The sequence below is a fragment of the Mesorhizobium sp. B2-1-1 genome (assembly GCF_006442975.2).
GTDB lineage: Bacteria > Pseudomonadota > Alphaproteobacteria > Rhizobiales > Rhizobiaceae > Mesorhizobium.
Window position 1 is genome coordinate 1,986,019 of the sequence record NZ_CP083954.1, and the last position, 21,998, is coordinate 2,008,016.

At 62.4% G+C, this 21,998-nt stretch carries 26 protein-coding genes; 12 read left to right on the top strand and 14 right to left on the bottom strand.

The genetic code is table 11. The features are described 5' to 3' along the window. From FJ972_RS09655 to FJ972_RS09670, 4 genes are all read left to right on the top strand, one after another. Entirely contained in the window at positions 1-1,191 is a 1,191-nt protein-coding gene (locus FJ972_RS09655) for an acetate/propionate family kinase (RefSeq protein WP_319023026.1), read from the top strand. Positions 1,192-1,297: 106 nt separating this feature from the next. Then, positions 1,298-1,756: a DUF2231 domain-containing protein gene (locus FJ972_RS09660; RefSeq protein WP_140522267.1), complete on the top strand. Its 459-nt coding sequence runs from the start codon at positions 1,298-1,300 to the stop codon at positions 1,754-1,756. Next, complete coding sequence (locus tag FJ972_RS09665) at positions 1,743-3,089, top strand: PQQ-dependent sugar dehydrogenase (RefSeq protein WP_140522266.1); 1,347 nt, start codon at positions 1,743-1,745, stop codon at positions 3,087-3,089. Before FJ972_RS09660 ends, FJ972_RS09665 begins: the two co-directional genes overlap by 14 nt. Positions 3,090-3,262: 173 nt before the next feature. Next, on the top strand, positions 3,263-3,460 hold the full coding sequence (locus FJ972_RS09670; protein ID WP_140496155.1) for a hypothetical protein: 198 nt from the start codon (positions 3,263-3,265) through the stop codon (positions 3,458-3,460). A gap of 100 nt (positions 3,461-3,560) precedes the next feature. Here FJ972_RS09670 and FJ972_RS09675 read toward each other — a convergent pair whose 3' ends face one another. Continuing rightward, the gene (locus FJ972_RS09675) at positions 3,561-5,264 is read right to left on the bottom strand and encodes an HAD family hydrolase (RefSeq protein ID WP_140522264.1); all 1,704 of its coding nucleotides are present in this window, start codon (positions 5,262-5,264) and stop codon (positions 3,561-3,563) included. A 269-nt stretch (positions 5,265-5,533) separates the two neighbouring features. On the opposite strand from FJ972_RS09675, the gene FJ972_RS09680 reads away from it, so the two are divergent. Together FJ972_RS09680 and FJ972_RS09685 are read left to right on the top strand one after the other, a co-directional pair. After that, positions 5,534-6,343 (top strand): nucleotidyltransferase family protein, encoded by an 810-nt coding sequence (locus FJ972_RS09680; protein WP_140496153.1) that lies wholly within the window; start codon positions 5,534-5,536, stop codon positions 6,341-6,343. Beyond that, positions 6,336-7,085 carry a metallophosphoesterase family protein gene (locus FJ972_RS09685; RefSeq protein WP_140496152.1) on the top strand — a complete coding sequence of 250 codons (750 nt, stop codon included), beginning with the start codon at positions 6,336-6,338 and terminating at the stop codon, positions 7,083-7,085. The genes FJ972_RS09680 and FJ972_RS09685 overlap by 8 nt, the downstream gene beginning before the upstream one ends. Positions 7,086-7,110: 25 nt before the next feature. Here FJ972_RS09685 and FJ972_RS09690 read toward each other — a convergent pair whose 3' ends face one another. Continuing rightward, positions 7,111-7,296, bottom strand: a complete 186-nt coding sequence (locus tag FJ972_RS09690; RefSeq protein ID WP_140496151.1) for a hypothetical protein — start codon at positions 7,294-7,296, stop codon at positions 7,111-7,113. 202 nt (positions 7,297-7,498) lie between these two features. Here FJ972_RS09690 and FJ972_RS09695 point away from each other — a divergent pair, with 202 nt between their 5' ends. Together FJ972_RS09695 and FJ972_RS09700 are read left to right on the top strand one after the other, a co-directional pair. After that, on the top strand, positions 7,499-7,672 hold the full coding sequence (locus FJ972_RS09695) for a hypothetical protein (protein ID WP_140522262.1): 174 nt from the start codon (positions 7,499-7,501) through the stop codon (positions 7,670-7,672). A gap of 120 nt (positions 7,673-7,792) precedes the next feature. After that, positions 7,793-8,230, top strand: a complete 438-nt coding sequence (locus tag FJ972_RS09700) for a CBS domain-containing protein (RefSeq protein WP_140522260.1) — start codon at positions 7,793-7,795, stop codon at positions 8,228-8,230. A 54-nt stretch (positions 8,231-8,284) separates the two neighbouring features. On the opposite strand, the gene FJ972_RS09705 is transcribed toward FJ972_RS09700, so the two are convergent. From FJ972_RS09705 to FJ972_RS09715, 3 genes are all read right to left on the bottom strand, one after another. Further along, entirely contained in the window at positions 8,285-9,475 is a 1,191-nt protein-coding gene (locus FJ972_RS09705) for an NADH-quinone oxidoreductase subunit D (protein ID WP_140522258.1), read from the bottom strand. Between the two features lie 77 nt (positions 9,476-9,552). Continuing rightward, positions 9,553-9,939: a hypothetical protein gene (locus FJ972_RS09710; protein WP_140522256.1), complete on the bottom strand. Its 387-nt coding sequence runs from the start codon at positions 9,937-9,939 to the stop codon at positions 9,553-9,555. A 162-nt stretch (positions 9,940-10,101) separates the two neighbouring features. Then, a complete protein-coding gene (locus FJ972_RS09715; RefSeq protein WP_224618017.1) occupies positions 10,102-10,815 on the bottom strand; it encodes an MgtC/SapB family protein in 714 nt (237 codons plus the stop codon). Positions 10,816-10,964: 149 nt separating this feature from the next. Here FJ972_RS09715 and FJ972_RS09720 point away from each other — a divergent pair, with 149 nt between their 5' ends. Next, the gene (locus tag FJ972_RS09720) at positions 10,965-11,582 is read left to right on the top strand and encodes a flavodoxin family protein (RefSeq protein ID WP_140522254.1); all 618 of its coding nucleotides are present in this window, start codon (positions 10,965-10,967) and stop codon (positions 11,580-11,582) included. 99 nt (positions 11,583-11,681) lie between these two features. Here FJ972_RS09720 and FJ972_RS09725 read toward each other — a convergent pair whose 3' ends face one another. Next, entirely contained in the window at positions 11,682-11,963 is a 282-nt protein-coding gene (locus FJ972_RS09725; protein ID WP_140522252.1) for a hypothetical protein, read from the bottom strand. Positions 11,964-12,324: 361 nt separating this feature from the next. Between FJ972_RS09725 and FJ972_RS09730 the strand changes: the two genes are divergently transcribed. Beyond that, complete coding sequence (locus FJ972_RS09730; RefSeq protein WP_318012459.1) at positions 12,325-12,663, top strand: DUF427 domain-containing protein; 339 nt, start codon at positions 12,325-12,327, stop codon at positions 12,661-12,663. 77 nt (positions 12,664-12,740) lie between these two features. Here FJ972_RS09730 and FJ972_RS09735 read toward each other — a convergent pair whose 3' ends face one another. Genes FJ972_RS09735 through FJ972_RS09745 form a run of 3 tightly spaced genes read right to left on the bottom strand, consistent with a single transcriptional unit; the run spans position 12,741 to position 14,594 of the window. Beyond that, the gene (locus FJ972_RS09735; RefSeq protein ID WP_140513578.1) at positions 12,741-13,157 is read right to left on the bottom strand and encodes an HD domain-containing protein; all 417 of its coding nucleotides are present in this window, start codon (positions 13,155-13,157) and stop codon (positions 12,741-12,743) included. Positions 13,158-13,170: 13 nt separating this feature from the next. Next, positions 13,171-14,133, bottom strand: a complete 963-nt coding sequence (locus FJ972_RS09740) for an ATP-dependent DNA ligase (protein WP_246674116.1) — start codon at positions 14,131-14,133, stop codon at positions 13,171-13,173. Positions 14,134-14,177: 44 nt separating this feature from the next. Next, positions 14,178-14,594: a GFA family protein gene (locus FJ972_RS09745; protein ID WP_140513577.1), complete on the bottom strand. Its 417-nt coding sequence runs from the start codon at positions 14,592-14,594 to the stop codon at positions 14,178-14,180. A 238-nt stretch (positions 14,595-14,832) separates the two neighbouring features. Between FJ972_RS09745 and FJ972_RS09750 the strand changes: the two genes are divergently transcribed. Then, positions 14,833-15,441 carry a cysteine hydrolase family protein gene (locus tag FJ972_RS09750; protein ID WP_140522250.1) on the top strand — a complete coding sequence of 203 codons (609 nt, stop codon included), beginning with the start codon at positions 14,833-14,835 and terminating at the stop codon, positions 15,439-15,441. A 19-nt stretch (positions 15,442-15,460) separates the two neighbouring features. On the opposite strand, the gene FJ972_RS09755 is transcribed toward FJ972_RS09750, so the two are convergent. The 4 genes from FJ972_RS09755 to FJ972_RS09770 form a co-directional block, all read right to left on the bottom strand. Then, the gene (locus FJ972_RS09755; RefSeq protein ID WP_140522248.1) at positions 15,461-15,904 is read right to left on the bottom strand and encodes a PPC domain-containing DNA-binding protein; all 444 of its coding nucleotides are present in this window, start codon (positions 15,902-15,904) and stop codon (positions 15,461-15,463) included. 145 nt (positions 15,905-16,049) lie between these two features. Beyond that, positions 16,050-16,214, bottom strand: coding sequence for a hypothetical protein (locus FJ972_RS09760; protein ID WP_181165226.1), 165 nt, complete (start codon positions 16,212-16,214; stop codon positions 16,050-16,052). A gap of 101 nt (positions 16,215-16,315) precedes the next feature. Further along, positions 16,316-17,914, bottom strand: coding sequence for a DHA2 family efflux MFS transporter permease subunit (locus FJ972_RS09765; protein WP_140522246.1), 1,599 nt, complete (start codon positions 17,912-17,914; stop codon positions 16,316-16,318). Further along, the gene (locus tag FJ972_RS09770) at positions 17,911-18,753 is read right to left on the bottom strand and encodes an HlyD family secretion protein (protein WP_246674168.1); all 843 of its coding nucleotides are present in this window, start codon (positions 18,751-18,753) and stop codon (positions 17,911-17,913) included. The genes FJ972_RS09765 and FJ972_RS09770 overlap by 4 nt, the downstream gene beginning before the upstream one ends. Positions 18,754-19,116: 363 nt before the next feature. Here FJ972_RS09770 and FJ972_RS09775 point away from each other — a divergent pair, with 363 nt between their 5' ends. After that, a complete protein-coding gene (locus FJ972_RS09775) occupies positions 19,117-19,389 on the top strand; it encodes a hypothetical protein (protein ID WP_181165225.1) in 273 nt (90 codons plus the stop codon). 108 nt (positions 19,390-19,497) lie between these two features. On the opposite strand, the gene FJ972_RS09780 is transcribed toward FJ972_RS09775, so the two are convergent. Then, a complete protein-coding gene (locus FJ972_RS09780) occupies positions 19,498-21,966 on the bottom strand; it encodes a membrane-bound PQQ-dependent dehydrogenase, glucose/quinate/shikimate family (RefSeq protein WP_140522242.1) in 2,469 nt (822 codons plus the stop codon). Between the last annotated feature and the right edge of the window lie 32 nt (positions 21,967-21,998).

The window sequence follows — 21,998 nt, forward strand, 5'->3', positions numbered from 1 at the left end:
GTGCCGCTCGTGACCAGCGCAATACTCGCCCTCAATGCAGGCTCGTCCAGCCTGAAGTTCGGCCTGTTCGAAGCCGGATCACAGGAGGGGCCGGTGCTCACGGTGAGCGGTGCGTGCGAAGACTTGGATGACGAGCCAAGCCTCGTCGCCAAGGACGCGTCGGGCAAATCCATCTTCAAACGCGCCGTCAAGCCCGCAAGCCCGCCCGTAGAGGTTCTCCTGCGGGACTTGTTCGATGTCCTCGATCCGTATCTTGCGCAGGCTCCGCTGAGCGCGGTCGGCCATCGCATCGTCCATGGTGGCAAGCGGTTTTCGACTCCGGTCCTGCTGACCGGCGAGATCGTCGAGGCGCTCGACGCGCTGACGCCGATGGCACCGCTCCACCAGCCGGCCGGCCTGGCGCCGGTTCGTGCGATCTCCAAACTGCTGCCCGGCCTACCCCAGATCGGTTGCTTCGACACCGCCTTTCACCGCACGCTGGAGCCGCCCGTCAACCGCTATGCGCTGCCGCGCGAGTTCGAGGAAAGCGGGATCCGCCGTTACGGCTTCCACGGCCTTTCCTACGAATTCGTCGCAGGCCAGCTGCAGGCGCTTTCGCCCGGACTCCGGGGCAAGCGTTGCGTGGTCGCGCATCTCGGCAGCGGATGCAGCCTGTGCGCCATGCGCGAAGGCAGAAGTCTCGACACCACCATGGGGTTCACCGCGCTTGACGGGTTGATGATGGCCACGCGGCCGGGCGCCATCGACCCCGGCGTGCTTCTCTACCTTCAGCAGGCGCGCGGCATGTCCGTGAAAGAGTTGGAGGCCTTGCTCTATCACAAGTCCGGCCTGCTCGGCGTTTCGGGAGTGTCGGCAGATGTGCGGACCTTGCTTGGCAGCAAGGATCCTCGCGCGGCAGAGGCGATCGATCTCTTCACGTTTCGGATCGCCCGCGAGATCGCGGCGATGGGAGCCACGCTCCAGGGTATCGAGGCGCTGGTGTTCACGGGAGGGATCGGAGAGCATTCCTGGCAGATCCGTGAAGCGGTTTGCGAGCGCCTGCGATGGCTGGACGTGTTGCTCGACGCGAATGCAAACCGGTCGGGAAAAGGGCGGATCACCGGCGAGGGCAGCGCGGTCGATGTTTACGCAATCGCCACTAACGAAGAATTGATCATCGCCCGCCAGGTGCTGGCGACCGTGCCGATCTGACCGCTGAACTCGGTCCGCGGCGACCCGCCGGGACCATTAGGCAGGAACCTCCGGCCTTGGGGATTGTTTATGGGCCAGCCAAGAGTTGATATGGAAGGACTTCCTCATGGCAAGGGAGAATCCGGCTTCCACGGCCAGCATCGCCGGCCATCCCATCCATCCGATGCTCGTGCCCATTCCCATCGCCTGCTTCGTCGGCGCATTGCTGACGGACCTGAACTACTGGCGGACGGCGGAGATGATGTGGGCGAATTTCTCCGCCTGGCTGCTGACGGTCGGGGTGATCGTCGGCGTCCTAGCCGCCATTGCCGGCCTCACCGACTTCCTGGGCGATCGCCGGGTGCGCGCACATAAAACTGCGTGGCTGCACATGCTGGGCAATGCGCTGGCGGTCATACTCTCCTTCTTCAACATGCTCATACATACCCGTGATGCCTGGACCTCGGTCCTGCCGACAGGCCTGATCCTGTCGGCGCTGGTGGTACTCATCCTGATATTTACCGGCTGGCTGGGCTGGGCCCTTGTCTACCGCCACCACGTGGGAGTGGCCGATGAAACCGTTTGATCGATCCGGCAAGCGACGCGCTTATGGTACAGGGCTTGCGTTCCTTTGCTTTGCCACGCTCGGCGCCGCGGGCTGCAGCGACGACGCCGCCGACCCAAGCACTCAGATCGGCCCCAACCCGAATTTGCCGGAGATAAAGCAATATCTGTTCCCGCCGATGCATCTTGCATCCGTCGTCGGTTGGAAGAAGGACGAAACGCCGACGGTAGCGCAGGGCCTGCAGATCCATGCGCTGGCGACCGGGCTTCAGCATCCGCGCTCGCTCTACATCCTGCCGAACGGCGATGTGCTGGTCGTCGAATCGAAGGCCCCGCCGGAACCGCCAGCCAAACGGCCGAAGGATATCGTGATGGGCCTGATCGAATCGCTTGTCACCTCGGGCGGCGATACGGGACCGAGCAACCGCATCACCTTGCTGCGTGACAGCAATGGCGACGGCGTGCCTGACGTCCGGGATGTGTTCCTCGATCACCTGAATTCGCCCTTCGGCGTCGCCCTGGTGGGAAACGACCTCTATGTTGCCAACACCGACGCGATCATGCGCTACCCCTACAAACCAGGCGACACCAAGATCACCGCGCCGGGTGTCAGGTTGACGGAATTGCCGGGCGGTCCGATCGATCATCATTGGACCAAAAGCCTCGTCGCCAGCCCGGACGGTTCGTTGCTCTATGTCGGCGTCGGTTCGAACAGCAACATTACCGAAAACGGCATCGGCGCGGAAAAGGACCGCGCCGCGATCTGGCAGGTGGACAGGGCCACCGGGCGATCGCGCATTTTTGCCAGCGGATTGCGCAATCCGAACGGCTTGAGCTTCGAGCCGCAGACCGGAGCACTCTGGACTGTCGTCAACGAGCGCGATGAACTTGGGCCAAATCTGGTTCCAGACTACATGACATCGGTGAAGGATGGCGGCTTCTACGGCTGGCCGTACAGCTATTACGGCCAGCATGTCGATCCCCGGGTAATGCCGCAGCGCCCCGATCTGGTCGCCAAGGCGATCGTTCCCGACTATGCGCTGAGCTCGCATGTGGCACCGTTGGGCATGGCCTTCTACACCGGAACCAGCCTGCCGCAGACGTATCGAGGCGGCGCCTTTGTCGGCGAGCACGGCAGCTGGGACCGTCCCGGGCTGAATGGCTACAAAGTCGTCTTCGTGCCATTCAGCGGTGGCCGTCCCAGCGGCATGGCTCAAGACGTCGTCACAGGTTTCCTCAACGACCAGGAGGAGGCGCGTGGTCGGCCGGTCGGCGTTGCCATCGACAAAACCGGAGCGCTGCTGATCGCGGACGATGTCGGAAACACAGTGTGGCGCGTCACACCCTCGGGGTGATGATCGCTGGTTCAGGCATGTCGCTCTCCCGCGGGTCGGCATCAAGCTCGGTCCGCCTTTGTCCCTTTGGCAGGATGTCACGAAATATTACGTGAGGGAACGTCGGCGCCGAAATCTGCATTCTCCGGGGGAGACGACCGTCGTCTCGAAGTTGGATTGAAAGGAGAATTACCATGCCCAATCAAGGTGGTAGCCACGAGCAACATGTGAAGGCGGGCCAGCAGAGCCACAAGAACACGGAAAACAAGAACCGCCAGCAGCAACAGGCCGCAGGCAACAATGAGCGGCAACAGGGCGACGGCTCCAACATGCGGGGCGGCTCGCACGAACAACATGTAAGAGCGGGCCAACAGAGCCACAAAAACCGCTAGGGCATTTCAGCCAGGCGCGCTGACGCTCGCTCCGTATCATGACATGAGAAAGGTCCATCCCGAGGAATCGGGATGGGCTTGTGTCTACCCCGGCTCAAGGTCAGTCCGCGGGAGCAGTGTAACGGCGGCCAATGGCCTCGGCGATGGCCGCGCGGCTCTCCTGCATGTCCGTGCCGGTATCCGTTTCTATGTCCGCCACCTCGTCGGCGAGGTTCTTGTCCTTGATCTTGCTGCGGAACCATTTCGAATAGTCGCCGGCGCGCAGGTGATGTTCCCAGGTGCGATCGTCGATGCCTTCTGCGATGTGAAGGAACATCATCAGGTTCTGCGCTTTCAGGTTAAGCGCTCCGTCCGGCCCCCGGAAATAGAAGCTGTTGTCGCCAAGGTCGCCCTCGGCATATTTGCGCATGTGCCGCTTGCGAACCTGGCGGGGCCGTTCGACCTTGACCGTCCTGATCGGCTCGCCCGATGATCGGTTCCAAAACAGGACTTCGTCCTTTGGCGGCGGCACGGCGCCGTCGGGAACGTCTATGCCGGTGGCGGCACAGAAGCTTGCGACGATCTTGTCGGCTTCCGGTCCAAGCGCCAGAACGGTTTCGACGCCAGCCAGGACGTCGCGCGAAACCAGATCGGGGTGCACGGTGATCAGGATGGTCGCGGGGAGGCTCTTGGGCAGCGCGAAAGACGCGCCGTCCCGGGCCTGAGGCAAAAGATGATGCGCCTCATCGATGATCAGCCAATGCGGTCGGCCGGTGCGCGCTCGAATGCTGGCCATGTCCGGCAGCAGCTTGGCAAAATTGCCGGGCCGTTCGGCGGTCTTCAGCCCCAGCATGTTGACAGCGACATTGTTGGTTGGCTTGGACAGAAGATCGAAGACCTCACGCGAGATCGGCGGGGTCTTGGCGTCGCCAACCACCACCACATTCTCGAGTTCCTGATAGTCGCCTTCGGGGTCGAGAACGCAAAACTGAAACCCCTTCTCGACAAAGCGCTCGGTCAACGCGGTGGCAAGCGTGGATTTGCCGATCCCGGACGTGCCGGCCAGCAGCACCCCGCCGCTATGCGGTGAAAGGTGCACCTGCGCGCCCGCTATGTCGGTTCCCACTTCCACGTGTTGGCGAGCCGTCTCCACGAAGCCGGCATCGCGCGATATGAGCTGTTCGATCAGTTCCACCACGCCGGCACCTCGAGGGCTGGCTGTGACGAAATCCGCCGTCTCCTTAACGGTCGGCAATGCGTTGGCCACGGCGACGCCGAAGCCGACGGCGCGCAGGAATGCATGGTCGTTCTCGGCATCGCCGACGCCGACGACGTTGTGGGCGGAAAACCCCAATTCCTCGAGTGCGCAGGCAAGACCGGTGGCCTTGTTGACCCCGCTTGGCAGCACCATCACCGCGCCCTTGTTGAAGATGATCTCGAGCTCAAGTCCAAGCTCCTTGATCTCCGACAGCACGGCGGCTTCCTGTGGTTCCCAAGTGGCCACGACGCAGCGTCCGACCGACAGGGGCGCGACCCCGCGACGCTTCAGCCGGTCGACGAATTCAGCCGGAGGCGCCGGCGCCAAAAGCCGTTCCTTCTTCGAAGCGGGCGTATAGATCAACGCGCCGTTTTCGGCGACCACCCTGTCGAAGATGTCGAGTGCCGGAAAGACCCGCTCGAGATCGGCAAGCTCGCGGCCGGTCACCATGATCAGCTTGCGGCCCGTCTGCTTCAGCCGTTTGAGCGCAGCATAGGTCGCATCGGAGACGACCCCGTCTTCGGCGAGCGTGCCGTCATAGTCTGTCGCTAGGGCAAGAACATACATCCTGGATATCGTCTGCGCTTGAAACCAGACACCCCGATCGCCCGAAGGCAGCTTCGGCTGTTCGGGCTAACGATGCCCAATGGCGATGGTTCCATGCAGGGAAACGGCCCATGCAATCATATTGAAACCCAGGACTCCGCGGGCAATTTTGCCCGTCGCGCCCGATTTCCCCCAGGCCGCGACGCGACCATGGCGGAACCAGGCAGGGTTCCCGCTGTTAACAACGCGGGCGATCAATCGGTTGCCGAAGTGTGGGAGCCATGCGTGCCATGATCAACGATCCGTTGCCGGGAACTGTTCCGGCATCCCTTCCCGCGATCGACGCAAAGGCCGCCCCGACGCTCAAGAACGCCGAGGCGGAGGTGTTCTATACCGAAGCCATTCGCGAACTCGCCGCCACCGACATTCCTTTCCTTGTCGCCGGAACCTATGCGGTAAGCGCCTACACCGGCGTCATCCGTCAGACCAAGGATCTCGATATCTTCTGCAAGGCAGGCGACTTCTCGCGCATCCTGGCCCATTTCAAGCAGCTCGGCTACGCGGTCGAGATCGAGGACGACCGGTGGCTTGGGAAGGTCTTCAAGGGCACGCATTTCTTCGACATCATATTCGCCTCGGCGAATGGAACGATGCCCGTGAGCGACCAGTGGATGGAGCATGCCCGCCAAACCGAACTGCTGGGAAGCCGGGTGAGGATCGTCGGCCCGACCGAGCTCATATGGTCCAAATGCTTCATCCAGGACCGAGGGCGTCATGACGGGGCGGACATCGCCCATACGATCCTCAAGGCGCAGGACCAGATCGACTGGCACAGGCTGCTCTCCTACCTGGAAGTCCACTGGGAAGTGCTGCTGATGCAGATTCTCAGTTTCAGATGGATCTATCCGAGCGAGCGCGACCGCATCCCCACATGGCTGCTTGACGAACTGCTCGACCGCCTTGCCAAGCAGCGCCAATTGCCTTCCCCCAGAATGAAGATCTGCCGCGGGCGCCTGCTTTCGCAGACCGATTACGAAATCGACGTCAAGGAATGGGGCTTCGCCGGCGTCGGCGGTACAGGAGAATTTCGTGATGGCTGAACGGACCGAAGACGCTCCGGCGATGGAGGGCACCGCCACGATCAAGGTGGCGGCCGTTGGCGACCTGCATGTGAAGGAGGACGCCCAGACATCGTATCGCGATCTCTTCGGCGAAATGTCGCGCGAGGCCGATATCCTCGTTCTTCCAGGCGATCTGACCAATCTGGGCAAGCCCCGCGAAGCCGAGATCCTCGCCGAAGACCTGCGCGCCTGCTCTATCCCGGTGGTCGGCGTGCTCGGCAACCATGATTATGAATCCGGTGCGGTCGAGGACGTCGCGGAAATCCTGCGTCAAGCGGGCGTCCATCTCCTCGACGGGCAGACGACCGAAATAGAGGAGGTCGGTTTTGTCGGCGTGAAAGGGTTCGTCGGGGGGTTCGGTTCACGCATGCTCGGCTCCTTCGGCGAGCCGGCCATCAAGTCGATGGTCGCCGAGAGCGTCAGCGAGGCCATGCGGCTTGAGAACGCGATGCGCCAGGTTCGCGCAAAACGCACGCTTGTCATTTTGCACTACGCTCCGATCGTCGAGACCATCGCCGGCGAACCCCTGGAGATATTTCCGTTTCTGGGCTCGTCGCGGCTGGCGGAAACGATCGACCGGTTCCAGGTCAGTGCTGTCGTGCACGGCCATGCGCATCGGGGAAGCTATGAGGGCCGCACGCCCGGCGGGGCGAGGGTCTACAACGTCGCCATGCACGTTTCCAAACCGACCGGCCGACCCTATGCCTTGCTTGAAATCTGACGGAGTCGGGGCGCCGTCCCGACGGTCAGCTTACCGCTTTGATCGATTTTGCCAGTTCTTCGAGCTTGTGCGGATCGTTGCCGTGACGGCGCACGAGCTCGCGTGCCTGATTGGACGGCAGATCGGCTGTCGCCACCAGTTGCCGGACCTGTTCACTGTCGACCGCGACTTGGGGCAAGTTGCTGCCGGAAATTCTCTCGTCACCAGCCATCGTCTTTCTCCTCGATCGATGTCGAGACAACGGATTGGAAAACCGTCCGGTTCCGAAAGACGGGGCTGAAGTCGACCGGCGGATCCGATCGGCAGCGCGCCGTCTCGATCCGTGGCGGCAAGGCCGGAGGCGACCGCGAATTGGCCATGGAACAAATGACGCCGGCCAGGAGTTGCGTCCCGAATGAAGGGAGGTGATCCCGATGCCAAACCCAGGAAAACCAGATCCCAATCGCGACGTGCCGATGCCGGCGCCGACCTGGAAGCCCGAACCGATCGAGGAGCCTGATCCGGAACAACTCCCGGACGAGGCGCCTCTGCCCAATCCCGACGAGAACGAAGAGTCGCCGATGCATGCCGGCAGCCGCGTCGTCTGAACGTGCGACGCATGAATCCCGATCCCGTGGCAATGGAACCTCTTGGGCCGGCGCCATTGTCCCTCCATCGTGTTTCCATCACAGCAACGGCAAGGGGCGCTTCAACCAAAGGAGAACATCATGAAAGTTGGCAACTGCATGACGCAAGGCGTTCAGGTCGCCAGTCCGGACCAGACCCTGCGGGAGGCCGCCGCCGCCATGGCCAGCCTCGATGCCGGCGCTCTGCCCGTAGGCGAGGACGACCGGCTGGTCGGAATGATCACTGATCGCGACATCGCCGTCCGTGGCGTCGCCCAGGGTAGGGGCCCGGATACGCGGATACGCGAAGTGATGAGCGCCGAGATCAGGTACTGTTACGACGACGAGGAGATCGAAGACGTGCTCCAGCAGATGGGGTACCTTCAGGTTAGACGGCTGCCGGTGATCAGCCGTGAAAAACGGCTGGTTGGCATCATCTCGCTTGGCGATCTCACGAAGAATGGCGAGGCCGCACGAGCCGGCGAAGCGCTGAACGGCATCTCACAGCCAGGCGGCGCGCATTCGCAGACGGCACACTGACCATCGATGACAGGGCGAGAGCGCTGCCCGCGCCCAGCGGGCGGCGACGGCGGTTCAGCGATCGATCTCTCCAAAGACGATGTCGAGGGAGCCGATGATCGCCGAGACGTCGGCGATCATGTGCCCCCGGGACAGATAGTCCATCGCCTGCAGATGTGCGAAGGACGGCGCGCGAATCTTGCACCGGTAAGGAACATTGCCCCCATCCGAAACCAGATAGACGCCGAACTCGCCTTTCGGCGCCTCGACGGCGGCATAGACCTCGCCCTCGGGCACGTGATGGCCTTCCGTGTAAAGCTTGAAATGGTGAATGGTCGCTTCCATGGAGCGTTTCATCTCCGCGCGGCGTGGCGGCGTGATCTTCCGGTTGGGAATTGCGACCGGTCCTTGGCCTTGCGGCGACCGTAGCTTGTCAAGACATTGCCTTATGATCCGGACCGACTGGCGCATCTCCTCCATTCGTACGAGGTAGCGGTCATAGCAGTCGCCGTTCTTGCCGATGGGAATATCGAAATCCATCTGCGGGTAGCATTCGTAAGGCTGCGCCTTGCGCAAATCCCATGCCGCGCCCGACCCACGCACCATTACGCCCGAAAATCCCCAAGCCCAGGCATCGTCGAGACCGATGACGCCGACGTCGACATTGCGCTGCTTGAATATGCGGTTTTCGGTGAGCAGTTCTTCGAGATTGTCGCAGACCTTGAGGAACGGATCGCAGAAATCCCAGATATCGTCCAACAGGTCCGGGGGAAGATCCTGATGTACGCCGCCGATCCTGAAATAGTTGGCATGCATGCGGGCGCCCGATGCCCGTTCATAAAACACCATCAGTTTCTCGCGTTCGGCGAAACCCCAGAGCGGCGGCGTGAGGGCGCCGATATCCATCGCCTGCGTGGTGACATTGAGCAGATGGGACAGCAGCCGGCCGATCTCGCAATACAGCACGCGAATGAGCTGGCCGCGCTGTGGAGCCGAGATCCCGAGCAGCTTCTCCGCCGCCAGGCAGAAGGCGTGCTCCTGATTCATCGGCGCCACATAGTCAAGCCTGTCGAAATAGGGCAGGGCCTGTAGGTAGTTCTTGTACTCGATCAACTTCTCCGTGCCTCGATGCAGCAGCCCGATATGCGGATCGACGCGTTCGACGACTTCGCCGTCGAGTTCGAGCACCAGCCGCAGGACGCCATGCGCCGCGGGGTGCTGCGGCCCGAAGTTTATCGTGAAATTGCGGACCGTCGCGTCAGCCATGACGCCCTCCTTCGACCGTTGCCGCCTGGCACCGGGAATGGGACATCCGCCGAAGCACCGGGTTCTGCCCCACGCCGTCAGGTCGTGGTCTGGATGATCAGCGTCAGCGTGCCGTCGCCGTCAATGTTGGCCGCCACCACTTCGGAGGCATCAAGTCCATTCGCGGCCAGGACCGAGGAAGCTTCCGGCGATGCGCTGACCGAACGCTGCAGGACGTGAAGGTCTTCCTGGCTGGTCTGGGCAACCACGGTCTCGACCTTGGTCTTGAGGTCGGGTGGCAAGTCCGCCAATGCGACGATGGCTATGTTGGTGAATGTCTGTCCGGTGATGCCCTGGTCGGGGCCGGTCTGACCTGGCACGGCTTCCGGTGCCGGTGCGTCCGGGGGAAGGGGTGCGTTTCGGGACTGAGCATGGGCAGGCAAAGCCAGAGTGAGTGCCGCCAGGATGATGATTGCCTTATTCATGATATCTTCCTTCCTTGTTCGAGGAGGGTCGACCGGGATGACGCGCGACAGGGACAGCAAGCCATCGCCTCGAACAGTGTTGCGTGTTCAAAGCGCGAAGTCCGGATTTGTTCCGGCTCCGATCGAATCCAAGGCAGGGACGAGGACGCATCGCTGCCCTGCCTATGGTCGGGGACCTTTATCGCTGATCGCGTCAAACCGTTCGATGTCGTAGCGCGGACTGATCCGCGCCAGTATCTCGACGGAGGGTTTGGCCGCGTCGGGCTGTTTCCAGCTCAGCTCGAAGGAGAATACGAACCGGCCGCGCTCGATGTCGTGCTGCATTCCGAGAAAGCGCCAGCGATAGCCCAGCGGTTGAACCAGCGCGTCGAGGTCAGGCGGAACGCCGTTCGCCGACGAGATCGCCAGGATCGCATGATGGGTTCGTGGGACCCACAGATCGACCTGCTTCAGCACCTGAAGCGTTATCAACGTCAAAACCGTCCCCGCTGTGCCAAGTGCCAGTTGCCCGCCGCCGAAGGCGAGGCCGATTGCGGTCATGACCCACAAGGTGGCGGCCGTGGTGACACCCGTCACGAAATCGCCGCGGCGGAGAATGGCTCCGCCGCCAATGAAACCGACACCCGTCAGCACGCCCAGCGGAAAACGGAGCACGTCCATCACACTGAACGAATCGGGGCCCTTGCCGCCCACCTCGAGCAGGATATTGGCCTGCATCATCGCGATCGCGGCCGCCAGGCCGACCAGGATGGTTGTTCTGAGCCCGGCGGTGTGGCCGCGGGCTTCCCTGTTCATTCCGATGATCACGCCGGCAACAAAAGCAAGAGCCAGGCGCAGGGCTAGGTCGGTCAAGGTTGGATGAAGCGGCATGGTCATAGCGGGGACGACTCACGCAACGGGCTCGTTCTCCAACACCGCGGAGCGTTCGATGGTTCCCTAGGTGGAAGGTGAAGCTTCTTGTCGGGTTCAGGCAACCCACGACGTCCCGCTGCGTTTGGCACAGAACGCACTCGGGAGATCTTTCCATGCCGCTCACCGCCTTTGCGCTCAATTGCACCTTGAAGGCCTCCGACGACGCCGAGAAATCGTCCACGGACCGCCTGCTGGCGGATCTGCTGGCGGCAATGGTGCCGCATGGGGTCCGCGGCGAGATTGTTCGCGCCCTCGACCATGACGTCAAACCCGGCGTGCTGTCGGACATGGGCGAGGGAGACGGTTGGCCGCAGCTCCGCAGGAAGATCCTCGACGCCGACATCTTCGTGCTGGGCCTGCCCATCTGGCTCGGCCAGCCGTCGAGTGTCGCCAAGCGCATCCTGGAGCGCATGGATGCGTTTCTATCGGAGACCGACAAACAAGGCCGGATGCCGGCCGCCGGCAAGGTCGCGATCGTGGCGATCGTCGGCAATGAAGACGGCGCTCACGCCTGTCACGCGGCGTGCTTTCAGGCGCTAAACGACGTCGGCTTCACGATTCCTGCCAATGGCGGCGTGTATTGGGTTGGGCAGGCTATGGGCGACGTCAACTATGTCGACCTGCCCGGAACGCCGGAAGCCGTGGTCGAGATGATCGAAATGACGGCTTCGAATGCGGCCCATCTGGCCAGCGTGCTGAAGGAAAGGCAGTATCGCGGCGTCGGAAAGTGAAGAGATTTTCGTGGCGGCACAGAGTGCCCGTTGCCCTGACACCATCGGCCACTCGATGGTTGCCGGGCGCCAGCAAGATCAGTGTCGGCGCCCTTGGGGTCAGGGCTCGTCAAAAGGCCCGGCTCGCCTGGCCAGATCGCGCGATATGGCACCTTCCTCTTCGTCATCGGGCAATGCCTCGTCGCTGTTCTGGTAGGCGTTGTCATCGTCCTCCTCCGGCAGGTCGCCTTCCTTCTCGACGTCGACGACGGCGTCGACATTGTCGGACACCTTGTCTGGAAGAACCCCGCCGCCCTTGATTGCATCCCAGTCCGCCTGCTGGATTGCCGGGGCTTCAGTTTCGTCCCGTTGTTCGGATCGTTGCTTCTTGCGCGGTTCCATCTCATGTCTCCGATATGAACGGGTGCCTCATGTGGCCCCTTTGTCACCAGGTGTCGCTTTCCGCCGCCAGAACTCGGCTATCCTGATGGGTCGTGGAATCGGAAAGGCTAACGGATAACCGCCGACCCGGCCCATTGTTCCTCTCAGCGGGATCGGTTGGTGTTCCGCCTTGGGCCTGGGATGCAGCATCGCGGGGTAGCCGCCGCATTCGCGCAACCAATCCCGCATTACCTCGTTTTGCCTTTGAGACCGCCCTTGAACTTTACCGATTGGAAATCTCAGAGACACTCAAATGAACCCTTCAGCCGAGCCCCGATCACCGTCGGGAAACAATCTCCATATTCAGCCTTTCCATGGAACGGTGACTGTCAGATTCTCCGACGCCATCATCGCCTCCACCGAACATGCGCTGCAGGTCCAGGAAACGGGGAGGGATCCTGTGTTCTACATCCCGTTCCAGGACATCTATTTCGACCTGCTCGAGAAAACCGATACCACCTCGATATCGCCAAAAGGCACTGCGAGCTATTGGCGCGTGCATGCCGTTGGCGGATCGGCGGATGATTTCATGTGGGCGTATGAAGAGCCCGAGGCGCCTGTCCGGGTGCTTGCTCGCCACGCCGCCTTCGATCCCGGCAAGGCTCGCATAGACGCCGATCCCGCTGAAGACGAGCGCCACACGCCTCACATAGTGGAATAGCAGGACAGCGGCAGGATTTATCCAAGGGAACCGATTCCATTGGGTTGTCGTGCGATGACACCGGGCCCAGGTCGCCTTCACGCTGCGCGGTCTTCGTCGAGAATGCGCAGGCCCTCTTCAAATTTCGCGAGGGGAATCCCGGCCCGCCGCGCTTGCCACAGGTTGTCGGCCAGATCCGCACGCTTGACCGGCCGCGCCAGGGGATTTGACGCAGCCCGGCGCACGAAAGCGATTTCATTCTCGCCAGGCCTCTTCGTCAGCGCATCGACCGCAGCGACAATCGAGGGACCAAACCCCGCCGATTTCAGCCTTGTCCTTGTCCAGCCTTCCCCTTTTTCGAGGACGTCATGCAGATAAGCCACGATCTTCTGGTCAAGGGTTTCGACCGTGTCGACCACGCGCCTGCAGTGTTCGATATAGGGTTGCCCGGTCTTGTCGGTCTGCGATCGATGCGCGTCCTCGGCAATCTTGGCCGCGCGGTAGAGCATGCTCATTGCCAGCCTCCCTTCATTCAATCTGTTCGAACCCGCATTGCCGGGGCGCCTTGTCCGGCCGCCATCGCAGCAGTTTCGTTCCATGGCGAAACCGATTGCCGGTGACGTGATCGAAACGGACTTCGACCACCAACTCCGGCCGCACGGGCTCCCACTCCCCGCTGCGTTCGGTGCTCCAGCGGCTCGGCCCGCCGGGAGCCTTGCCGGTAAAGCCGGGTCCGCCTCTCAGGTTCTCGAGCTTCGCGGTAATTTCTGCCCTGTCGTCCTTGCCGATCGTCGACGTAAACCCGACATGGTCGAGTTTGCCGTGGTCGTCATAGAGACCGAGCAGCAGGGATCCGACCTGGCTGCTGCCCGTCAGGTAGCGGAACCCGCCGACGACACAGTCCGCGGTGCGCAGCCGCTTCACCTTGATCATGGTGCGCTCGCCCGGCCGATAAGGGTCCATCAGCAGTTTGGCGACAACTCCATCGGTGGAGCCGTGGCCGGCCTCGCCCAGCCAGCGCCTGGCGGTGGTCACGTCGGTGGTGCGCGGCGACAACCGCAACGAGGAAACGCCCGACCTCATGACGAAGCGCTCAATCGCGGCCCGTCGTTCCGTCAAGCTCTTGTCGAGCATGATCCCCCCGTCCGGATCGGCGAGAATATCGAACAGGACGAGACGGGCCGGGGTTTGCGCGCTCAGCATGCGAATCCTGCTTTCGGCAGGGTGAAGCCGCATCTGCAAGGCCTCGAAGGAAGGATCGCCATTCACCTCGATGACTATCTCGCCGTCAAGAACGAAAGACTGGGTATCGAGATCGCGCAACAGTGTCGTTATTTCCGGAAAATACCGGCCGAGCGGCTTGCCGGACTTGGCCCTGAGATCGACGCTTGCGGCGCCTTTGAAGGCCAGGCAGCGGAATCCGTCCCACTTCGGCTCATACTGCCAGAGACCGTCGTCGCCCGGCAGTGCGTCGGCCGCCTTGGCCTCCATGGGGCGGGTATCCAAAGGCAGCGGAAAAGCAGCGGCCACGGCCTCTACCACCGCTCTTCGGCGTCGTGGTGCGGCAGGTCCACACCGCAGCATGTCCATCCGAGCCGTTGCGCGGATCCGTAATTGTAGCCTGGCTCGAGATCGGCGGGATCGTCGAAGGTTCCGACATGCAGGGCGATCTCATCCGGCGATGCATCGTAGGCCAACGCGATGGGCGATCCGCAGTCGCGGCAGAAGCTTCTTTGTGCGATGGGTGATGACCTGCGGCCGAAAGGCTTGTTGGAAAGCCATTGCAAGCTGGCCGATGGTACCCACGCCAGGACTGCAAACGCACTGCCGGTCGAGCGTCGGCACATGTCGCAGTGGCAATAGTGAGCGCGCGGCCTGGAGATGGTGCGATAGCGGACGTTGCCGCACAGGCACCCCCCGGTTCGTTCTCTCATTTCTTGCTGCGCGACCATTGGCCGATCTCTCGAACCTCGATGCTGGTCAACGTTCCACCGATGATGTGGTTTCCGAGAGCCCGAGGGGAACGAGTTTCGCTGCCTCGCGTTTGGTCGGCACTCGAGAAACTGGGGACTAGCGCAAGGATGTCGACTTGAACGGAACCCCTATGCGGCTGGCATGTGCGTTCAGGTATCCGTCCCTGGCCGCCTTGTGCCGGCTCGACGCCGAAGACGACAAAGCGGGTCGCTGCTGATGTCGGCTCCGGGTCTGGCATATGGACCTCTGGGCGATCATTGTGCCCATCTGTGTGTCGACATGCAGCGGCTGTTCGCCGAGCCGTCGGAGTGGGCGACACCCTGGATCACCCGTGTCCTTCCCCGGATCGTCAGCCTTGCCGAAAGATATCCTTCACAAACGATCTTCACTCGCTTCCTTCCGGCGCGACGCCCGGGGCAGGGCACCGGCACCTGGAAGCGGTACTATGAACGCTGGGCATCGATGACCATCGACAGGATCGGCGAGGAGATGATCGAACTCCTGCCGCCGCTGGCGGCATGCTGCCCGCCGGCGATCGTTGTCGACAAGCACATCTACTCACCGTGGCCCGAAGGGCATCTGCACACGCTGCTTTCATCCCGCCGGATCGACACTCTCGTCATCACCGGCGGCGAGACCGACGTCTGCGTTCTGGCGACAGTGCTTGGCGCGATCGATATCGGCTACCGCGTGGTTCTGGTGACGGATGCCCTGTGCAGCTCTTCGGATGCAACACACGACGCGCTGATGACCGTCTATCATCAGCGGTTCGCGCAGCAGGTCGAAACGGTCGAGATGGAGACGGTTCTTTCCAACTGGACCTGATCTCGAAGCAATGTCCAGGTCAGGCGCTCAGGTCGATCAAGGCGATGCCGAGATCGGCGTGTTTCGTGCGGCGCAGATGAGCGGGGGACTCGACCAGTGTGACCTCCAGGGTCGGTCGCACCACGCCGCCCAGCAGATGTCCGCCCCGCGTCGCTCCGTCGCTCAGTCCGAGCACGGCATGCAGGTGGAGGCTGGGCTTGCCGTCATCGCCCAAGGCAATGTCGCCGATCGCGCTGAGAACCTCGCACTGCTCGTTGACCGGTATCTTGCGATAGTCCTTTGCCTCGAAATCGAACCAACCGACCGCTGCTCGCTCGAACGCGCCGAGCGCGGTCAGCGATGCGCCGTCGATCTGTTCTTCGCTGGCAAAGGCAGTGAGCACGCCAATCGCCTCTTCGCCAGGCTCGAGCACCACCACGAAGGTCCTCTGTCCCGCGACTTTCGAAACCAGTTTCGATTTCATTGCCGTTGTCCTGTGGCCAAGGTGCAGAAACCTTGGCGGTGAATTTTCAGGCCGGCCCACTTATTCGAACGAACCGTTCGCGTCCCGGTTCCATATTGCGGCAGGCGCGCGGCGTCGAAGCGGCTGGCAGTATCCGCCCGAACGCCTACCCCTCAGCCTTGAAGTTCTTGGCTTCCTTTTTCACCTCTTTCCTGTCGTTGTCGTGCTTGCGGATAAGATCTTTCGCCTGCTTGGGCGAGACGTCGGTCGTTTCGGCCAGATGCACGGCTTCGCGATCTTCGTCTTGTGGCCGGATCTTTTCCTTGGCCATCGGTCTGTCTCCTTTTTTCCGTGTCATGGGACGTAACCAGACAAGCGCCGCCCGGTTCCATGAAACTGCCTTGCTCGAAGGAGCGCCTGCCTCGGTAGAAGCTATTTCGCGGAGGAACTCGACTTGGGAGAGCGCAGCAAAAGTGCGAGCGGCACGAGCAGGGCGGTCGCGATCGCGGAGTAGCGAAACAAGTCCACGTAAGCCAGAAGCGTCGCCTGCCGGCCTATCGTCTGGCCAATCCAGCCGACCGCCTGGACTTTCGCCTCGACCGCGGGCGAGCCCTGAGCGACGAAATAGTCAGTCATGCGCCGAAGCATCTGCTGATAGACAGGCGAGGACTGCGCCGTGTTGCCGATCAGATGGGTCTGATGCAGTTGTGCGTTCTGCGCCACGACGGTGTTGGAGAGCGATACGCCGACGCTGCCGCCGATATTGCGGGCGACATTGATCAGCGCCGAGGCCTGGTTGGTCTTTTGCGGCGGCAGGCCGACATAGGCGGCCGTCGAAATGGGGATGAACAGGAAGGGAAGCCCTACCGTGATGAAAATGCGGGCATAGGTGAAATAGCTGAAACCGGCATTCGGCGACAGTGAAGTCAGGTGCCACAATCCCACGGCAACCGCCGACATGCCGATCATGATCAGGTATTTCGGCTGCACGAAGCCGGAGGCGAAGCCGGAAATCGGCATCAGCATCAGCATGGCGATGCCGCCAGGCATCATCGAAAGTCCCGAAAGCGTCGCGGTGTAGTCGAAGGTGGTCTGCTGGAGCTGCGGCAATATCTGCGTTGTGCTGAACAGCACCGCGCCGACCGCCATCATCACCAGGAAGGATGTGCCGAACTGGCGGGTGAAAACCAGCCGCATGTCGACGATCGGATCGCGATGGCGAAACTCCCAGGGGATCAGGAAAAAGAACGAGACGGCCGAGATCACGGCGAATGTCGTGATGAAGCCCGACGCAAACCAGTCGTTGCGCTGGCCCTCGTCAAGGAAGATCTCAAGGGATCCGAGCGCCAGCACGACGAAGATGAAGCCGATCCAGTCGATCTTGAGGCCATCCTTCAGCCTCTCCTGGCGCTCGCGCTCCAGCACGTCTGGTTCGACCAGCAGCCATTGCACAAGGGCCAACGACATGATGCCGAAGGGCACGTTGATGAAGAAGATCCAATGCCAGGAGAAATGGTCGGTCAGCCAGCCGCCGATGGTCGGCCCGACCGTCGGTGCAACGATGACGGCGATGCCGTAGAGCGCGAAGGCCTGCGAGCGTTTTTCGGGCGGGAAAGTATCGGCGAGGATCGATTGCTCGCTGGGCGCCATCCCACCGCCGCCCAGCCCCTGAAGGATGCGAAACAGGATCAGCATTTCCAGGTTCGGCGCGAGGCCGCAGAGCAGCGACGCGAGGGTGAAGGTAGCGACGCAGATCATGTAGTAGCGTTTGCGGCCGATCACGCCGGCGAGCCAGCCGCTGATCGGGATGATGACGGAATTGGCGACCAGATAGGTGGTAATGATCCAGGTGCTTTCGTCCATTCCGGCCGCGAGGCTGCCGGCTATGTTGCGCAGCGCCACATTGGCAATGGACGTATCGAGCACCAGCATGAAGGTGGCGATGGAGACGACGATGGCGATAAGCCAGGGATTGCGCCCGCCCGCGGCGGACCGGCTTTCGCCGGCTTGCGCGGTCGCCTGGCCGGTCATCGCACCTTGACCGTCGGCACGACGGACATGCCGGGCCCGAGCAGCAGGCCGGTCTTCTTGTCGAAGACGATCTTGACGGGCACGCGCTGCACCACCTTGACGAAATTGCCGGTCGCGTTCTCTGCGGGCAGCAGGCTGAAAGCGGTTCCGCTGCCGGCCTGGATGCTGTCGACGTGGCCCCTGAAGGTCTGCTCCGGGTAGGCGTCGATATCGATCTCGACGGGCTGGCCAGGCCGCATAAGGTCGAGTTGTGTTTCCTTGAAGTTGGCCTTCACCCACACGTCCTCGGGCACGAACATCATCAGCACTTGCCCCGGTTGGGCATATGCGCCCACGGCGGCGGATATGTTCGTCGCCCGTCCGGCCACCGGAGCGGTGATCGAGGTGCGGGAAAGCGCGGTGCGGGCCTGCTCTTCGCTGGCATGGGCCTGGTCGAGTTTTGCCGCCACGCTTTTGCGCTGGGCCTCGAGGACGGCGACTTGTCTCTGGGCCGCCACGACGTTCGCCTGCGAGCTGTCGAGCGTCGCCTGGGCCTGGCGAAGCGTCGAGGCAGCCTGTTGCGCCTGCTGCAGCGTTCCGGTTCCCTTGGCAAGCAATTCGCTGTTGCGCTGATTTTCGGCTTTCGCGAAATCAAGCGCTGCCCGGCCTTGCGACACCTGCTTCTGTGCTTGGTCCACCTTGGCCTGCTGCGCTTCAATCTGGGCTGCGATGTCAGCGGTTTCGGCGTCGGCCTGCGCCACCTGCGCCTGAACCTGCTTGAGGGATGCCTGATAATCCCTGTCATCGATGCGCAGCAGGACATCGCCGGCCTTTACGCTCTGATTGTCGGTCACCGCCACATCGGTGATGCGGCCGGCGATTTCGGCACCTATGGTTACGGTACGGGCGTCGATGAAGGCATCGTCGGTCCATTCATACTGTCGCGCCTGGAGCAACCAGATTATCGCTGCGGCCGATGCCAGCAGCAGAACAAGGATGACCGCGGCGGTGACGTAGGGGTGCCGCCTGAGCGAGCCGAACAGGCCCTCTTTGTTCCCGGCGGAAGCATCGAGGTCCTGTTTCGGTTGTGGGCGCGACGAGGCGCGCTTCGGTCGTGCATCGGGGCGACGTTTTGTTTGAGGTCTTTCGTCGACCGGTGCGACGTCTGGAGAGTTCGTGTCCACGTTAGCGGTCCGCGGTAGGGTTGGTGCGGCAAAGGCCGCGTGCTGGAAGGACGTAAATCAACGGACCCGCGTCCGAAAAAGTTCCTGTTTCAGATTGAGCGTTTGTGGCCGGCCGCGCTAGGCGAAGTGCAGCAGCATCATCACCAGCACGATGCCGACAAGTCCCGCAATGAAGATGATACGGCGCGTTCGCGTTCGCAGGATAATCTCGCCTTGCCGCGCATCCTCTGCGGAAAAACAGGCCCCTCCTTGTCGGGATCGTTGCTCATGAGCTGCTCCTTCCGACGAATTTGGAGTGTCTCAGGCAGCTAAACCTGCTCATCCCGGCAAGGTTCCCCAGAAATCACGGGAGCTGACGGCCGGGGTCACGCTTTGCCAGCCGACAAGCGCAAGCCAGTCCGGGCCACGCCGGGCGCGCCATCAGTCGGCCGGCAACGCATAGGCGATCACGTCGTCGCCGACCTTCGTCTCCATGAAATGATGACCGCCGGGCGCGATGACGACATATTGCCGGCCGCCGACCTCATAGGTCATCGGGGTGGTCTGGCCGCCAGCGGGCAGATCCGTCTGCCAGACCACCTTGCCGGTCTTGATGTCGATGGCGCGCAGCTTGTCGTCCGTCGCCGCCGCGATGAAGATCAGGCCGCCGGCGGTCACGAGCGGCCCGCCATTGTTTGGCGTGCCGATATCCAGCGGCAGCATGGACGGGATGCGCCAGGGGCCATTCTCGACCGCCTCGCCGAGCGGCTTGTCCCAGAGCGTCTTGCCTGTCTTCAACTCGATGGCACGGATATGGCCGTAAGGCGGCTCGGAACAAAGCAGCCCCGTCGAGAGGCGCCAGCCCGCGTTGACGGCAATGGCGTACGGCGAACCCATCTGCGGGTCACCCATGTCCTTGGCCCTTTTCGAAGCGCCGCCCTGTTCGATCGACCTGAAGCCTATCTGGTCCGCCTTTTGGCGCGGTATCAACTGATCATAGTTGGGCATGTCGTTGTAATTGGCGACCAGGATGCCGGCATCGGTGTCGACGGCGACGCTTCCCCAGTCGGAGCCGCCATTGTAGCCGGGATATTCGATGAAAGGCTTGTCCACCGTGGGGGGCGTATATTCGCCCTGGTAGGAAGCCTGCCGGAACTGGATGCGGCAGTAGAGCTGGTCGAGCGGGCTCATGCCCCACATATCCTTCTCGGTCAGCACAGGCTGGTCGAGATGGGCATAGCCGGAATAAGGCTGCGTCCTGGACAATTTCTCTGGTTCGACGCCGCCCGACGGCACCGGCCGTTCTTCGACCGGGAACAGCGATTTTCCGGTCTTGCGGTCGAGCACATAGATCTGGCCCTGCTTGCTGGGCACGATGATTGCGGGAACCTTTCCATTGACTGACGGAAAATCGACGAGTGTCGGCTGCGAACCGAGGTCATAGTCCCAAAGGTCGTGATGGACGGTCTGAAAATGCCAGACCGGCTTGCCCGTCGTGACATCGATGGCGACGATTGAGGAATTGTATTGGTTTTCGAAGTCCTTGCGATCGACGCCGTAATAGTCGACGGCGGCGTTGCCGAGCGGCAGGAAGACATAGCCGAGCTGCGGATCGGCGGCGGCTACGGTCCACATGTTCGGCGTGCCGCGCGTGTAGGTATCGCCCTGGGGCGGTGCGCCCGTGCGGTCCGGATGGCCCATGTCCCAAGCCCAGACCAGTCTCCCCGACATCACGTCATAGCCGCGCACGACGCCTGACGGCGCATCCTCGGCCTGGCCGTCCTGCACCTGGGCGCCAAGCACGGCAATGCCGCGCACGACGGTCGGAGGCGCCGTCACCGAATACCAGCCGGGCACGGTCTTGCCGAGCCCCTGGGTGAGATCGACGACGCCCTGCTGGCCGAAATCGCCACATGCCTTCCCGGTCCTGGCGTCGATGGCAATCAGCCTTGCATCGAGCGTGCCCCACAAGATGCGTGTTGCGCATGGTCGATCGGCGCTTGCGCCTGGAACGGCGTAGTAGGCGACGCCCCGGCAACTGGCGCCGTATGGGATGGCGGCGTCGGATACCTTCGGATCATAGCGCCACTCCTCCTTGCCGGTTGCCGCGTTGGCCGAGATGACGATGCCCTTGGCCGAACATGCAAACAGGTGCCCGTCCACTTCGAGGGGGGTGTTTTCCGGGGAGTATTTGTCGGTCGCCGCCTTGCTTGGCATATCGCCCGTGTGGAAATCCCAAACTTTGGTCAGCTTCGCGACGTTGTCGGCGGTGATCTGTTTGAGAGGCGAATAGCGGGTGGCAAGTTCCGAGCCGCCATAGACGGGCCAATTCGGTCCAGCCTGGTGTATCGCGACATCGGGCTGAGGGCTGACCGGAGACTGACCAGATGCGCTTCCTGCGGCGGGTGGCGTGACCGGGGCAACCGGGGATGCCTCCTGGGATTGTGCCGAGGGCGTGAAATGCTGAAGCCCGATCGCGCAGCCGACAATGAAAAGGGCAGCGGATGCGGTCGCGCAGCCGCGGTCGCGAACCCGTTTCGCGTGCCCGGCGCGAAAGGCAGGCAAGGTCAAAAGAACGAAGATCAGGGTGACCGTCGGCGCGAGCACCCGGGGCATCAACCCCCAGCCGTCCATGCCAACTTCCCAATAAGCCCAGGCGAGCGTCGCGATCCAGTTCAGGACGTAGAGCCAGACTCCGGCGGCATTGCCGCTCAAAAGCAAAACACCCGCCGCCAGGAGAGCCACTCCGGTGGGCAAATAGTACCAGGAGCCGCCCAGCGCGACGAGCCAGGCGCCGCCTGCGCCGATCAGCAGACCAAGTATTGCCAGCAGCACACCCACGAACATAGTCCACCAGAAGGCGACGCCGGAGCGACGCCTGTCCGCGAGATTCGGATTGGCAGAAGTCATGACAGCATTTCCATTACGACAGGCTCATGATT